At 67.6% G+C, this 14,148-nt stretch carries 11 protein-coding genes and 2 pseudogenes; 11 read left to right on the forward strand and 2 right to left on the reverse strand.

Annotated features, from left to right (window positions below):
* Positions 1 to 77: 77 nt before the first annotated feature.
* From CU254_RS12880 to CU254_RS12905, 6 genes are all read left to right on the forward strand, one after another.
* The gene (locus CU254_RS12880) at positions 78 to 1,292 is read left to right on the forward strand and encodes an iron-containing alcohol dehydrogenase (protein WP_009076293.1); all 1,215 of its coding nucleotides are present in this window, start codon (positions 78 to 80) and stop codon (positions 1,290 to 1,292) included.
* Positions 1,293 to 1,741: 449 nt separating this feature from the next.
* The gene (locus CU254_RS12885) at positions 1,742 to 2,605 is read left to right on the forward strand and encodes a 3-hydroxybutyryl-CoA dehydrogenase (RefSeq protein ID WP_009076295.1); all 864 of its coding nucleotides are present in this window, start codon (positions 1,742 to 1,744) and stop codon (positions 2,603 to 2,605) included.
* Between the two features lie 49 nt (positions 2,606 to 2,654).
* A complete protein-coding gene (locus CU254_RS12890; RefSeq protein ID WP_009076296.1) occupies positions 2,655 to 3,650 on the forward strand; it encodes a 3-oxoacyl-ACP synthase III family protein in 996 nt (331 codons plus the stop codon).
* A 19-nt stretch (positions 3,651 to 3,669) separates the two neighbouring features.
* Complete coding sequence (locus CU254_RS12895) at positions 3,670 to 5,058, forward strand: acyl-CoA carboxylase subunit beta (RefSeq protein ID WP_009076297.1); 1,389 nt, start codon at positions 3,670 to 3,672, stop codon at positions 5,056 to 5,058.
* Positions 5,055 to 5,279 carry a biotin/lipoyl-binding carrier protein gene (locus tag CU254_RS12900; RefSeq protein ID WP_009076299.1) on the forward strand — a complete coding sequence of 75 codons (225 nt, stop codon included), beginning with the start codon at positions 5,055 to 5,057 and terminating at the stop codon, positions 5,277 to 5,279. The genes CU254_RS12895 and CU254_RS12900 overlap by 4 nt, the downstream gene beginning before the upstream one ends.
* On the forward strand, positions 5,276 to 6,643 hold the full coding sequence (locus CU254_RS12905; RefSeq protein WP_009076301.1) for an MFS transporter: 1,368 nt from the start codon (positions 5,276 to 5,278) through the stop codon (positions 6,641 to 6,643). Before CU254_RS12900 ends, CU254_RS12905 begins: the two co-directional genes overlap by 4 nt.
* Before the next feature lie 43 nt (positions 6,644 to 6,686).
* Here CU254_RS12905 and CU254_RS12910 read toward each other — a convergent pair whose 3' ends face one another.
* Positions 6,687 to 7,655 carry an alpha/beta fold hydrolase gene (locus CU254_RS12910; RefSeq protein ID WP_009076303.1) on the reverse strand — a complete coding sequence of 323 codons (969 nt, stop codon included), beginning with the start codon at positions 7,653 to 7,655 and terminating at the stop codon, positions 6,687 to 6,689.
* 381 nt (positions 7,656 to 8,036) lie between these two features.
* Between CU254_RS12910 and CU254_RS12915 the strand changes: the two genes are divergently transcribed.
* Both CU254_RS12915 and CU254_RS12920 read left to right on the forward strand, forming a co-directional pair.
* Positions 8,037 to 8,363 (forward strand): hypothetical protein, encoded by a 327-nt coding sequence (locus tag CU254_RS12915; protein ID WP_009076304.1) that lies wholly within the window; start codon positions 8,037 to 8,039, stop codon positions 8,361 to 8,363.
* A 3-nt stretch (positions 8,364 to 8,366) separates the two neighbouring features.
* Positions 8,367 to 8,823: pseudogene (locus CU254_RS12920) on the forward strand ((2Fe-2S)-binding protein).
* Between the two features lie 164 nt (positions 8,824 to 8,987).
* Here CU254_RS12920 and CU254_RS12925 read toward each other — a convergent pair.
* Positions 8,988 to 9,584 carry a TetR/AcrR family transcriptional regulator gene (locus CU254_RS12925; RefSeq protein WP_009076306.1) on the reverse strand — a complete coding sequence of 199 codons (597 nt, stop codon included), beginning with the start codon at positions 9,582 to 9,584 and terminating at the stop codon, positions 8,988 to 8,990.
* Positions 9,585 to 9,726: 142 nt separating this feature from the next.
* Between CU254_RS12925 and CU254_RS12930 the strand changes: the two genes are divergently transcribed.
* The 3 genes and pseudogenes from CU254_RS12930 to CU254_RS12940 all read left to right on the forward strand — a co-directional run bounded on the left by CU254_RS12930 (position 9,727) and on the right by CU254_RS12940 (position 14,116).
* Positions 9,727 to 11,160, forward strand: coding sequence for an APC family permease (locus CU254_RS12930; protein ID WP_050788163.1), 1,434 nt, complete (start codon positions 9,727 to 9,729; stop codon positions 11,158 to 11,160).
* A gap of 43 nt (positions 11,161 to 11,203) precedes the next feature.
* Positions 11,204 to 12,568: pseudogene (locus tag CU254_RS12935) on the forward strand (flavin monoamine oxidase family protein); the annotation flags it as partial.
* A gap of 549 nt (positions 12,569 to 13,117) precedes the next feature.
* Positions 13,118 to 14,116, forward strand: a complete 999-nt coding sequence (locus CU254_RS12940; protein ID WP_037713507.1) for an ABC transporter substrate-binding protein — start codon at positions 13,118 to 13,120, stop codon at positions 14,114 to 14,116.
* Positions 14,117 to 14,148: the final 32 nt, after the last annotated feature.

Here is a 14,148-nt window from a genome sequence, read left to right on the forward strand (position 1 = left end):
AACCGGTTGGCCTTTGCTGAAACTGGGCGTAGCTTGAGCCTGCGCGCCCGCGATGACCACGTCTTCCAGGAGGTCCCATGCCTACTCGCAGCTCGGTTTCGACGCCCCCTCCGCCCGCGGGGCGGTTCGATTCGGTTCCCCAGGAGCGGGTGCTGTTCGGCGCGGGTGCGATGGCTTCGCTGGCGAACGAGTGCGCCCGGCTGGAGGTGGGCAGGCTGTTCGTGGTGGCGTCGCCGAGCCTCGATCGGCAGATCGACGTGCGAACGACGGCCGCGCGCGCGACCGGAGGGCGGGTGGCCGGGGTATTCACCGGCGGTCGCCCCCACGTCCCGGACGAAGTGGTGCTCGCCGCGGCCGCCGCCGCCAGGGAAGCGGGGGCGGACGGGATTCTCAGCGTGGGAGGGGGGAGCGCGGTCGACCTCGGGAAGGCGGTCCAGTTGTGTCTCGCCGAGGGAGTCCGCACGCGGGAGGATTTGCTCTCCTGGCGTGTGGTGTTCGAATATCCGGACAAGATCAAGATGCCCGCGGCGAGCGCGCCGCATCTGCCCCACTTCGCGGTGGGGACGACTCTGTCGGCGAGCGAATTCACCGGAATCATCGGGATCACCGACACTGTGCGCAAGGTGAAGGATCTCTACATCACGCCGAGCTTGGCGCCGCGGATGGTCGTGCTCGACTCCGAGCTGGCGAGGCACACCCCTCGCGAGTTGTGGGCGTCGACCGGGATCCGTGCGATCGACCATGCCGTGGAAGGCCTGTGCTCCACCGACGCGCAACCGATCACCGACGCACTCTGCGCCGACGCGCTTCGCCGCCTGGCACGGTATCTCCCGGTCTCCGTGCGCGACGCTTCCGACCTGCATGCGGCCGGGCACTGTCAGGTCGCGGCCTGGGAGTCGATTTTCGGTCTGATGAACGTCAGTCTCGGGCTCAGCCACGGCATCGGGCACCAGCTGGGCGCCCGCTGCGACGTGCCGCACGGCGTTACCTCGTGCGTCATGCTGCCGACCGTGCTCGAGTTCAATCTCACGCACACGGAGGCGCGGCAACGGGAGATCGCGGAGATCTTCGCGCGCGAGATGGGCGAATCCGCCGAGGTCGGTGCTGCCGAGCTGATTCGCAGGTTCGTCCGGTCGCTCGGGTTGCCCACGAGGCTACGCGACGTCGGGGTGAGCCGCGACAGCTTCCCGGATCTGGCGCGGGATGCCATGGCCGATTTGATCGTCGCGACGAACCCGCGGCCGGTCAGCGGCGCGGACGAGGTTATCGAGATATTGAACAACGCCTACTGATCGTGCGCCTTCGCTGACAGCGCATTGGTGAATGTGATGGCCGCTGACTTAATCGGATTCACTCGGTCTCGCTGAGCGGTCGGCAGCTGCCGCACGGTTTGGTCAGGCAGCGCCTGTGGTCGCCGTCGTGGTGGCGTACTTTCGGGCAAGTCTTACCCCCCGCATTTCTCACGGCCGGTATTCGAGGAGCGAGTTTTCGCCCCGGCGACTTTCCTGCCTGCTTCGCGCGAAACTCGGCGGCGAAACGGGCTCTGCTTCTGCGTGGTTCCGGCTGAGATTTTGGAGCTGTTATCGAGAGTCCGCGCGTGTAGTCCGTGGCGCGTTCGCTGCGGTCCGCATCGCGCTGCGGCTCGCCACTTGGATTTCTTGCTGCGTGCATCGGATAGCTGCAGCTCCCCGTCCCGCGTACCAATCAAGGAGGTAGCCGCCGGACGCTCTGGGAGGTTTGCGTGGACGACGTACGTCGGGTCGGAGTGGTCGGGTGCGGTTTGATGGGTGTCGGCCTTGCGGAGCTGTGTGGCCGGAAGAAGCTCGACGTCGTGCTGGTCGGCCGGCAAGAGCTGTCCGTCGACAGCGCGCGATCGAAGCTCGCGAATTCACTGCATCGCAGTGTCCGGAAAGGACGGTTGTCCGAGTCTGAGCGAGTGGCGGCACTGGCACGAGTCAGGTTGACCACCGACTTCAGCGCATTGGCCGACCGGCAGTTCGTCGTCGAGTGCGTACGGGAAGACGAGTCTGTCAAGCAGGAGATTTTCGGCGAGCTGGACAAGACCGTCGAGGACCTCGACGCTGTGCTCGCGTCCTGCACGTCCTCGATTCCGATCGTGCGCCTCGCGCGGGCGACCACCCGGCCCAGCCGGGTTGTCGGCACCCACTTCTTCAACCCGGCGCCGGTGATGCCGCTTGTCGAGCTGATCTCGACCTTGCTTGCCGACGAACAGACCGTGGCGCGGGCTGAGTCGTTCCTCACCGGGATGCTGGGCAAGCAAGTGGTGCGGACGCCGGACCGCGCCGGGTTTCTGGTCAACGCACTGCTGGTGCCGTACCTGCTCTCCGCGGTCCGGATGGTGGACGACGGTGTGGGGTCGGCCGACGACATCGATCGCGGCATGGTGCTCGGCTGCGGATATCCGATGGGTCCGCTGGCGCTGGTCGACATGATCGGGCTCGACATCATCGCCCAGGTCGCGGCTGCGCTGTACGACGAGTTCCGAGAATCCCAGTACGTGGCTCCACCGCTGCTTCTGCGCATGGTGGACGCCGGATTGCTCGGCAAGAAGACCGGGATCGGTTTTCACCGATATCCGTCGTGACACGGCGAGCGAAGCCAGGCTCGCGGTCGGTTCGAGAAGGGGAAGACGTATGGCCATCGGTGTGCTCGGCACCGGTTCTTATCTGCCCGAACGAGAGATTTCCAACGCGATCGTCGCGGGGCCAGCCGGCGTCGACGAGGAATGGATTCTGCGCAAGACCAAAATCGAGGGGCGGAGGTTCGCGGCCGACGACGAGGCGACGTCCGACCTGGCGGCTCGTGCGGGCCGCGCCGCGCTCGCTGCGGCCAGGTTGGACGTCAGCGATATTGATATGATCGTCGTGTCGACGTCGACTCCGGACTCTCCGCAGCCTCCTACTGCTTTCTTGGTGCAGAACCTGCTCGGCGCGTGGAACGCGGCCGCGTTTGACATCAACGTGGTGTGCAGCGGTTTCATCTACGCACTCGAACTCGCTCAGAGCTTGATCGCCGCAGGCGCACGACGCCGGGTGCTCGTGATCGCCGCTGACTTGTACTCGCGCTCGCTCGACTTCACGGATCGGCGCACCGCGGTCCTGCTTGGCGACGGCGCGGGCGCGGCCGTGATGGGGGAGGTCGACGACGGGTACGGCATCCAGCACATCGAGCTCAAGGCACGAGGAGACCTTCAGCAGCTCATCCGTGTCGACGCCGGCGGAAGCCGGCTCCCCGCGTCTCAGCGGACGATCGACGACAAGCAGCATTTCTTTCGCATGCAGGGCAGGCAGGTTCGAGAATTCGTGCTCGATCACGTCCCGGCCGCGATGTCGCGGACAGTCAAGGCGGCCGGCGCGACTCCCGACGAACTTGCCCACGTGGTTCCTCACCAGCCCAACGGCGTGCTGCTGGACGAGCTCGAAATGCAGTCGGGCTTCAGCCGGGCGCGGATGCACCGGACCGTCGAGCGCTACGGCAACGTCGGCAGCGCTTCCGTGCCGGTGACTCTCGACGTCGCACGTCAAGAAGGTGCGTTGCGAAACGGCGACCTCGTGCTGTTGTCGGCCTTCGGCGGCGGCATGGCGATGGGGCATTGCCTCCTGCGCTGGCAAGAGCCCGCGACTCTCTGACCACGAAAGGAAAAACTCGATGACCGCCGTTCTCGACGGTATTGAAGCAGGCTCGCCTGACGAGCGCGTCCTGGCGCTCGCCGACGCGGAATCCGTTGTCGTCCGGCAGCGACGGGACGGAGCGCTCTGGGCGACCGCGAACCTGCGCGGTGTGCCATCGGTCGTGTTCTCGTTGGATCACCGGATCCAGGGCGGGGCGATGCACGAGGGCAACTGCGCGGTGATCGTCGCGGCCTATCAGCACGCGCTGAGGGAGAAGCTCCCGATCGTCGGGTTGTGGCATTCCGGCGGGGCTCGGCTTCAGGACGGCGTCCACAGCTTGAACGCGGTGGCCAGGGTCTTCCACGCGATGACCGCGGCGTCCGGGCGAATCCCGCAGATCTCGGTGGTGCTCGGCGCGGCGGCAGGCGGCGCGGCATACGGACCGGGCCTCACTGATGTAGTGATCATGGCTCCGCACGGAAAGGTTTTCATCACCGGGCCGACGATCATCGAGGAAGTCACCGGAGAACAGATCGACGCGGACAGCCTCGGCGGCCCCGAGGCGCACGACAAGGCGAGTGGCGTCGCGCATCTCGTCGCAGAGACCGAACGGGACGCATACCGGTTGGCGGCCGCTGTCGCGGAATTGCTAGGCGCGCCGCGCAGAACCATGCCGGACTTAGTGGAAGACCGACCTTTCGGCGAGCTGCTGCCAGACCGGTCGAAACGCGCGTATGACATCCACCCTGTCCTCGACCGCCTTCTCGACGACCGACCGGTCGAGTTGCAGGCAGGCTGGGCACGCAGCATCGTCACGACCCTGGGCAGGTTCGGTGGCGGGTCGGTAGGTGTGGTCGCGAGCAATCCTCTGCGCAGGGGAGGGTGTCTCGATTCGCGGTCGGCGGAAAAGGCGGCACGCTTTGTGCGGCTGTGCGACAGCTTGGGCTTGCCGCTGATCGTGGTCGTCGACGTCCCCGGCTATCTGCCCGGGGTCGCCGAAGAGCATGGCGGGGTCGTGCGCCGCGGGGCGAAACTCCTGCACGCCTTCGCTGAAGCCACTGTCCCGCGGGTCACTGTCGTGCTGCGCAAGGCCTACGGCGGTGCCTACATCGCCATGAACTGCCGAGGGCTTGGGGCGGACCGGGTCTTCGCCTGGCCTCAGGCTGAGATCGCGGTCATGGGGGCGACGGCGGCCGTACGGCTGCTGCACCGCAGGGAGTTGGCAGCTGTGGCGGCTCAGGACCGGAATGCGGTCGAGATGCGGCTTACGGACCAGCACCTGGTTTCGGCAGGAGGGCTGTCGGCGGCCGTACAGGCAGGTGTCGTGGACGAGATCATCGAGCCTGACCGCACCCGTAGCGCACTGGCCGCGGCGCTGGCCGGGATGCCGTCGCGGCGAGGCGAGCACGGGAACATCCCGCTGTGAAGGAGATTCGGGCCGAGCTGGCGGCCACCGTCCTGGAGATCATCGCGGAACCAGGGCAGGCTGTGTCGCCGGGCGACGCGATCCTGGTCCTCGAATCGATGAAGATGGAGATTCCGGTGCTGGCCGAGTCGGCCGGTGTGCTGGATCGATTCGCGGTTTCCTCCGGACAGGTCGTGCGGGAAGGCACGGTGCTGGCTGTGCTGGCTCCCCGTTCGCGATGAGAACAGGCCGGTCGGCGTGGGCCTTGCTCGGGGTGGCGGGGGCCGTTCAGCTGGTCCTCATTGCCGATACGACGATGATTAGCGTCGCGATGCCTTCCGTGCAACGAGATTTGCAGGTTTCCGACCTGTCGAGGCAATGGGTCATCAGTGCTTACACATTGGCCTTAGCCGGCCTCATCCTGCTCGGAGGCAGGCTAGTCGACCGTTTTGGGCGGCGAACCGTGATCGTCGCTGGTGCGCTCGGGTTCGCCGCTTCGATCCTGGTGGTCGGGACCGCTCGCGAGGTCGGGGTGCTAATCGCCGGACGAGCCGCCGAAGGCGTCTTCGCAGCGGTTTTGACCCCGGCAAACCTTTCGGTGCTCGCGCGTGCGTTTACCGATCCGCGCGACCGTGCGCGCGCCTTCGGCCTGTTCGGGGCGATCGTCACCTCCGGCGGTGGCTTCGGGCTCGTCGTTGGCGGCGCCTTGATTGAATTCGCCAGTTGGCGCTGGTGGGTATGCGTGAGCACGCCGATCGCGATCGTGGCTGTCGTCGTGGCTTGGAGGCAGTTGCCGCGGGAACCAGTGGATCGGAGCGTACGGCTGGATCTCCGGAGCGCGGCGCTGAGCATTGGTGGCTTGGTCGCATTGGTCTGGGCGCTGGCGACAGGTGCCAGCGGGAACTGGTGGAGCGAGCAGGTGATGGGCGCATTCGCAGTCTCGATGGCGCTTCTTGCCGCGTTCGTCGTCCGCCAGTGGGGCAAATCTCAGCCGCTATTGCCGTTGGCCATGTTGCGTGACCGGCATAGACTGTCGGCCTACGTTTCGGAAGCCGGAGCCGGGTTTGGCCTCCTCGGCATGTTCTTCCTCTTGAGCTACCAGTTCCAGCAAGTACTGGGGTTCAGTGCGCTCATGACGGGACTGGCGTTCATCCCTCTGCTGGCCGTCGACGCTGCGGTGGCTATCCAGTACACGCACAGGCTGTTGCGCCGAAGGGGTCTGTCCGTGACGCTGGGGTGTGGATTCGCCCTGCTCGCTGTCGGGATCTTGCTGCTGAGCCGAATCACGCCCAGCTCGTCGTACTGGGGACTCATTTTGCCGGCGGAGGCAATTGTCGGCTGTGGTGCCGCGTTGATCGGACCGACAGCGATGAGTACTGCGACAGCAGATGTCGGAGCACAGGAGAGCGGCATTGCGTCGGCGTTCTTCAGCACATGCCAGATGGTCGGAACTTCGATCGGGGTGGCAGTCTTGAACACGATTGGTGCCTCATCAGGACCACAGGGCTACGCGAGGGCGTCGGTGTGGTCCACCGCGGTTCTTGGCTGCGTTGGATTTGTGGCCGTCGTGTTGCCGATGTCAGCTCGGCACCGGGCCCCGCGCTAGGAATGCCGGTGCTGGCTCGGTTTGCGCATCAGCGATGGAAACGTTACGGAATGCAGGTGCGACGATTCTGTGCCCTTGCGTATACGCGGCGTGCAGCGGCAATTACTAGAACAGCTACGGCGCGAGGGTCCCGAGCGCCCGGGAGGCCCCTTGGCGTCCGAAGCTCTCGAGACCGGTGCCAGCTTTCGAGCAGAGCGGCGAGACTGACGGTGAATTCTTCGGTGTGCGTAGTGTAGGGAACGTGGGCTCCAGGGAGCTGGCGGAATTCGGCGCCGATCCGGTCGGCCAAGGTGTGCAGGGTGCGGCTGTAGTGGTCGAGCAGGTCTTGGTGCAGGTCCGTTCCTCCTTCGCTGTCGACCGCGACGACGATCGAGCCGGGACGGGCGGGCAAGAGCGCGTCGGGCGGGTCATAGCGGTCGACCACGCCCAGTTCGTGGCTCAGCCACACGTCCGCGCTGCCCAGGACTCGTTCGTCCAGGTCTGCGCCGGATTCGCGCCGCCGTCCGGTCAGCCATCCGCTGAAGTCCGCCATCGCCTCCCTCGGTCCGCCGCGGGCGCAGGCGGCGTCCATGCGGGCGCGCAACTGGGCGAGCAGGTCGTCGCGTTCGGGCAGGACCCCGATCTTCGGCGGTTCGTGGAGCACTGCGCGCCGGACGAGGCCGGGGTGGCGCAATGCGAGGTTCAGGCCGATGGTCGCGCCGCTGCTCGTGCCGAACACGTTGGCGGGGCCGGTTGCGAGCGCGGTGATCAGCGCGGCCGCGTCGTCCGCCTGTTCGTCGGCCGTGGTGTGGTTCCAGCCGTGCGGCCGCGGGCTGCGGGAGCGCCCTCGGCGGTCGTAGGTGACGATCGTGCGCTGCGCGGTCAGGTGGTCGGCCGCCGCGGCGAAGACACCGCCGTCGCCGGAAGCTCCGGGGATGAACACCAATGCGGGACCGGTTCCTCGCAGTTCGTAATACAGGTCAGCGGCACCGGAACGGACGGTGCCGGTCCGTACGGCTTCGGGGGCAGTCATCAGGCGCTCTCCGCGGATTCGGCCGCAGTCCGCCTGCCGGCGGAGCCGGCGAGCAGCGGATCGATGACGGACGGCGGGCAGCGGAGGGCCCGGAACATGCGGTTCGCCGGGTGCGCGACGGGTCGACCGGAGACGGGACGAAGCGCGGATTGACGTACTCCAACACCGTACGCCCGCTTGAGGTCACTTCGAAGAGCCGGCCGGTGAGGCCTTCGCACACGAGCGTGGTGCCGTTCGGCAAGCGCTGCGCGCCCAAGTGCAGGGCGCTGAAGAACTCGAAGGGGTGCGGTTCCAGGTAGGTGCACACGACGTCGCCGGAGCGCAGGTCGAACTCCGCAACCCGGGAGTGGGGCGGACGCGCGTCCTGTCGCTGGCAACGCCATGGTGATCTCGGTGTGCGCCTTCGGGTTCGCCTTGCATCTCGACCGCCGGACAGTGGGCACCGGAATCGGCTCGGCCGCGCCCACGCCGCGCACCGCGCCGGAAGCGGCGGCTTTCCTGGCGGGCGAACTCGACGCGCACGGCCTGTGGGAATCGCGTGGAGAACTTCCGGCCGCGCTGGTGCGCGAGTTCGGCGAACGCGTCACCCGCGCGGCCTCTCCGATCGACGACGTCCGCGGCACCGCCGCATACCGCCTGCGTTCCCTGTCGGTGATGGCGCGTCGCGCTGCCGCCTGGGCCTGGGACGACTACCGGAAGGCAGCCTGAACGATGCGCATCACCACCACGGTCAACGGCTCGCGCCGAGAGGTCGACGGGGTCGGGGCGGGGGGAGAGCCTGCTCTCCATGCTCCGCGAACGGATGGGGCTCGACGGTGCCAAGAACGCATGCGAGCAAGGAGAATGCGGTTCTTGCACGGTCTATCTCGACGGCGTGCCAGTGTGTTCCTGTCTCATCGCGGCCGGACAGGCTCAGGACCGCGAGGTCGTGACAGTCGAGGGAATCGCCGACGGCGGGGATCCGCACCCGGTCCAGCAAGCGTTCGTCGAAGCCGGCGCCGTGCAATGCGGCTTCTGTACCCCGGGCCTGATCGTGGGCGCGCGCGGCTGGCTCCAGCACTTCCCGCTGGCGGGAAACTTCTGCCGCTGCACCGGATATGAAAAGATCCTCGGCGCCGTCCGGCTGGCCGCGCAGCGAATGAGACCGCCGGCCCTGGGCTGCCCCTGATTGAGGTGTGTCGCGGCTACTGTCCTCCGTTGAGATTTCTGGACCTGGTGCCCCCGTGCGCTGTTCCCGGGCAGCCCGTGGCGACGATTTCTCCGCCTGCCGCGCCGTCGCGGCCGCGAGCCGAGCGGATGCTCGGCGTTCCGGAATCGTGCGTCCCTTCCCGGCTAGGAGCGGGCGAGGGCGACGACCATTTCGATCAGCGTATCGAGATTCTCCTGCGACCGTTTCCGGTTGGGGTCGCAGACGTGTTGCAGGATCAGGCCGTCGATGCCGGCGAGGATGACCCGGGCGAGCTGGCCGAACGGAATTCCGCAGGTTTCGCCGGCATTGCTGGCGGCGAGTTGGCACCACTCGGCGATCACGGTGGCGTAGCGCTCGTACTGCCAGCGGGCGAGCTCTTCCTGGCCCGCGGCGCGCAAGGAGTAGACAGTCAGCTCGTACTGCATGAGCTGGAGTCCCCGGTGGGCCTCGACGAGCTGGTTCCAGAAGCTGGTGAGCGCGGTCCGGATGGCGTGTTCGAGTCCGTGGTCGGGATCGGCAAGGGACTTGAGCACGTCGGCGATCTCGTCGACGACGTTCTCGATCACCGCCCGCAGCAACAGCTCCTTGCTGGGAAAGACGTATTGCATCGTGCCGAGCGGAACTCCCGCCTCGGCGGCGACGGCGCGGAGCGAAGTCTTCGCGACTCCGTCGCGGGCGAGGGCGGTGCGGGCCGCCGCGATGAGCTGCGGCCGCCGCACGGCGGCTTCGACGTATGCCACGGGATCTCCAATCCGGTCGGCTGACTGAAAGTTTGCCCCATCTCTTGACGCCGCTGTGACCCGGCCCGCATGCTAACACTCAGTCGTGCGACTGACTGAGACTTGGCCGGCCGCGCGGAACCCCCAGCGGAAGGACAGGGTCGTGGCGGGAATCGATGCGTCACCGGCGCGGGAGAGCAAGCTCGAACCCGGGGCCATGGGCACTTCCGACATCGTTTTCTTCGTGCTCGCCGGCGTGGCGCCGATGGGCGCGGTGGTCGCTTTGATCACCTTGGCGATCGCTTTCGGCAACGGCGCGGGCGTGCCGGGCACGTACCTGGCGGCGGGGCTCGTGCTGGCGCTGTTCAGCGCCGGGTACGTGCGGATGAGCCGGCGGATCGTGAATGTCGGCGGTTTCTACACCTACGCTCGGGAGGGGCTGGGGCGGCACGCGGGCGGCGCGACGGCATACGTCGCGTTGCTGTCCTACAACGCCGCGGTCGTCGGGATCTTCGGCGGCTTGGCCTATTTCGCGAGCCTCGTCGTCAACCAGATGGGCCTGTCGGTGTCGTGGCAGGCCTGCGCGGTGGTTTGCTTCCTGCTTGTCGCGGTCCTGGCCTTCTTCGAAGTGACCCTCAGCGCGAAGGTGCTCGGTTTCCTCCTGGGCGCGGAGGTTCTCACCCTGATGGTGTTCAACGGCGCTGTCCTGGCGGAGAAGGGCTTCCACGGGTTCTCGTTGGCCGTGTTCGCGCCCAGCGCGGTGTTCGGGACCGGATTCGGGGTCAGCCTGATGTTCGCCTTCGGATCCTATGTGGGCTTCGAAGCGACCGCTCTGTACGGCGAGGAGGCCCGCAACCCCCGCCGCTCCGTGCCGCGCGCCACCTATCTCGCGTTGGCGATCATCACCGTCTTCTACCTGATCACCTCGTGGGCGGCCATGGCGGCCGAGGGGGTCCAGCGGGCGCAAGGCATCGCCAGCCACGACGTCGCGACCGGCAAGACCTACATGTTCGAGGCCGGCACCGAGTTGATGGGACCGGCCTACACCGACGTGATGGCGATCCTCGTGGTCACCAGTCTCTTCGCCGCCTTCCTCGCGTTCCACGCCAACACGGCGCGCTACCACGTCGCGCTCGCCCGCGACGGCCTGCTGCCGCGGCTCTTCGCGCGCACGCACCGCCGCTACGGATCGCCGGTCGCCGCCAGCGCGCTCCAGCTCGCCGTCGTCGCCGCGGCGACGATCGGCTTCACCGCGGCGGGCCAGGACCCGTACCTCGGCATGGGCACCAGCCTCTACAGCCTCGGCGTGCTCGGCATCGTGGTCCTCCAGGCGATCGCGGCGATCTCGATCGTCAGCTACTTCCTCCGCAACCGCGAGCACGAGTCCGTCGTCGCGAGCATCGTCTCGCCCGCGCTGGGCGCCGCGGGCCTCGTCGCCGGAGTCGGCCTGATGGTCCGGAATTACTCGACCCTCACCGCCAGCACGGCGCAGTGGGTCAACTCGCTTCCCTGGGCTCTGCCGGTCGTCGCGGCCTTCGGGGCGGTCGCGGCCGCGGTGGCCAAGGCCCGCACCCGGCCGGCGGACGGCCGGGCCTGACCCGCCCGGACCGGCAACGAAGAACGACAACGAGGAGAAGAAAGCCATGAACGACGTCGATGTCGTGGTGGTCGGTGCGGGGCTGGCCGGCCTCAGCGCAGCGCGCAAGCTTGTCGAGGCGGGAAAGACCGTCGCCGTGCTGGAGGCGCGAGACCGCGTCGGCGGCCGCACCGAGGGCGGGGTGCTGGAGGGCGCGCCGGTCGAACTCGGCGGCACCTGGCTCGGCGAGGGGCACACCGAGATGTACGCCCTGGTCGGCAAGCTCGGCCTGGAGACCTTCCCTACCTGGAATGACGCGGGACGGCATCTGCTCGACCTCGGCGGCAAGCAGTCGCCCCTGAGCAGCCGCAAGGGAGCGACGCCGAAGCTGAACCCGATCGCTCTCGCCGACCTCGCTCAAGGCCTCGCGCGCTTCGAAAGGCTCGCCCGCAGCATCGACCCGGCGCGGCCGTGGGCCCATCCCAAGGCCGGTCGCCTGGACGGACAGACCTACGAGTCGTGGGTCCGCCGGAACCTGAAAACTGCGACGGGCCGCAGCTACTTCCGTGTTCTGGCCGAGGCTCTCTACTCGGCGGACGGCTCCGACCTGTCGCTGCTGCACACGCTGTTCTACACGGTCAGCAACGGCGACCTGGAAACGCTCGCCTCCACCGACCAGGGAGCGCAGAAGGACCGGGTGGTCGGTGGGTCCGTCCTGGTCTCCGAGCGCCTCGCCGACGGTCTCGACGTGCGGCTGAACTCGCCCGTCGCCCGCATCCTCCAGAACGGTCGCGGTGTCACCGTCGCCACCCGCGACGGCGGGTCCGTCTCCGCGGCCCGCGTCGTCGTCGCCGTCCCGCCGACGCTCGCCGGCCGCATCGACTATCAGCCGATCCTGCCCGCCTGGCGCGACCAGCTCACGCAGCGCGTCCCGGCCGGGACCGTGATCAAGTGCTTCGCCGCCTACCCCAAGCCGTTCTGGCGCGACGCCGGCTGGAACGGCCAGGCGATCTCCGACCGCGGCCCGGTCAAGGTCACCTTCGACGTGTCACCGCCCGACGCCGCGGTCGGCATCCTCATCGGATTCGTCGAAGGCGGCGAAGCCCGGCGCTGGCAGCGACTGCCCGACCACGAGCGCCGCCGACAGGTCCTCGACTGCTTCGTCCGCTACTTCGGCCACGAGGCAGCCGACCCGGCCGCGTACCTGGAGAAGGACTGGAGCGCCGAGGAATTCACTCGCGGCTGCTACGGCGCACACTTCGCCCCCGGCGTCTGGACCAGCTACGGCGACATCCTCCGCGACCCCGTCGGCCGCATCCACTGGGCGGGTGCCGAGTACGCCGTGCAATGGAACGGCTATATGGAAGGCGCTGTCCGGTCGGGCCGCGCGACCGCCGACGAGATACTGGCGGCCGACGCGAACGCCTGAACCGGCGGTGCCGACCTCGACCGCGCCGGCCCGAAAGACCTGGCGGTGAAGGGTCGCGTATGCGCTGACGCAACCGGTTGCGAATGCGGTGGCGGAATATGTTGTGACGGTCGAGGTTGCGTGCGGAGGCATCCCCATTGTCCTGCGACTGAGTGCCCGCTCTGGACAGAACCGGTGAGGCATCCCTGATTCTGGGATGGCAGGCCGATGAGCCTAGCCGCTGCTCGCGCTGATGGGACTGGAAATAGCACCTTGGGTCTGTCTGGCCGTCGAGAGACTCGCGCGTGAGCCGCCGTCAGCGAAGCCGAGCCGGATGTGCAGTCCTGTCGCATTCATCGGATGGCAGCGGGGGATGACGAGGTTCAGGCTGCGAGAGGACGAGGCTCGTTGGTCGAGGGCGCCACGGCAGCTCGGCGGAACGTGGAGGTCCGGGGGTCGGTCAGCCGGGCTTCTGTCCGGTTCAGGTCACAGCCGCACTGGGTTGACTATCTAGTTTGGATAGGCAAACCTTACCATCTGGCTCATGGTCCTGGGAAAGGCGATGCATCTATGTCTCGTAAGGGGTTCTTCGGCGCGGTCGCGCTCGCGGTTGCTGCCTCCTGCGCGCTGGTAGCGTGCGGCGCGGTGCAGGACTCGTCCGCCCCTGCCGCTGCCGGGCAGGCGGCCGGCTCCGCTGCGTTCCCGGTGAAGATCACGCACAAGTTCGGTGTCGCGACCGTCGAGAAGGCACCGCAGCGAGTGGTCGTGATCGGGACCTCGACTGACGATCTCGACGCGGCGCTCGCGCTGGGAGTCTCGCCGGTCGCGTTCTTCACCAAGTCCGGGTCCACCGCGGTGCCGTCGTATCTGAAGGGCAAGCTCGATCCGGCGAAGACGCGCATCGTGGATGCCGCGAACGGGGTCAACGCGGAGGAGGTCGGCAAGCTGACGCCGGATCTGATCCTGGCGACCGCGGACTACGGGCTGGACAAGGAATACGCGAACCTGTCGAAGATCGCGCCGACGGTCGGGTACGCCACCGAGTGGGGGGCGCAGACCTGGCAGGAGCACGTGAAGGTCGTGGCGCAGGCGCTCGGCAAGACCGCTGACGCGCAGAAGGTCATCGACACCGCGCAGGCTGCGATCGACCAGGCCAAGGCGGACAATCCGAAGGCTGCGGGCAAGACCTTCACCGCGTCGGTGGGCAACGCGCCGGGCAAGCTTTTCACCCTGGTGTCGCAGCAGGACTTCGCGGTGCAGCTGATCCAGTCGGTCGGGTTGAAGCTCAGTTCGACGGTGGTCGACGCGAGCAAGAACGAGTCGGGCAGCCCGACCGGAACGCTCACCCCGGAGCAGTACGACAAGGTTGCCGCGGACGTCGTGATCATCGCCTTCACCTCGCCCGATCTGCGGCAGGCGTTCGAGTCCAACCAGCTCGTCGCGAAGGTCAAGGCGGGGAATTACCTGGTGACGGACATGGAGACGATTTCGGCACTGCGGGCGCCGACTGTTTACGGGATTCCGTATGTGCTGGACAAGCTGAAGCCCGCGCTGGCGAAGCTTTCCTGACCGGGCAAGCGAAACAGGCCCGGCACCGGAAA

Origin of the sequence: Amycolatopsis sp. AA4 (genome assembly GCF_002796545.1) — a bacterium.
In the GTDB taxonomy this organism is placed as follows: domain Bacteria; phylum Actinomycetota; class Actinomycetes; order Mycobacteriales; family Pseudonocardiaceae; genus Amycolatopsis.

Bases quoted from the DNA above. Each gene is read 5' to 3' on its own strand.
- CU254_RS12910 (WP_009076303.1), bottom strand. From the start codon at position 7,655: ATGACTGCCCCCGAAGCCGTACGGACCGGCACCGTCCGTTCCGGTGCC.
- CU254_RS12940 (WP_037713507.1), top strand. From the start codon at position 13,118: ATGTCTCGTAAGGGGTTCTTCGGCGCGGTCGCGCTCGCGGTTGCTGCC.
- CU254_RS12890 (WP_009076296.1), top strand. From the start codon at position 2,655: ATGGCCATCGGTGTGCTCGGCACCGGTTCTTATCTGCCCGAACGAGAG.
- CU254_RS12895 (WP_009076297.1), top strand. From the start codon at position 3,670: ATGACCGCCGTTCTCGACGGTATTGAAGCAGGCTCGCCTGACGAGCGC.
- CU254_RS12915 (WP_009076304.1), top strand. From the start codon at position 8,037: ATGGTGATCTCGGTGTGCGCCTTCGGGTTCGCCTTGCATCTCGACCGC.
- CU254_RS12880 (WP_009076293.1), top strand. From the start codon at position 78: ATGCCTACTCGCAGCTCGGTTTCGACGCCCCCTCCGCCCGCGGGGCGG.
- CU254_RS12905 (WP_009076301.1), top strand. From the start codon at position 5,276: ATGAGAACAGGCCGGTCGGCGTGGGCCTTGCTCGGGGTGGCGGGGGCC.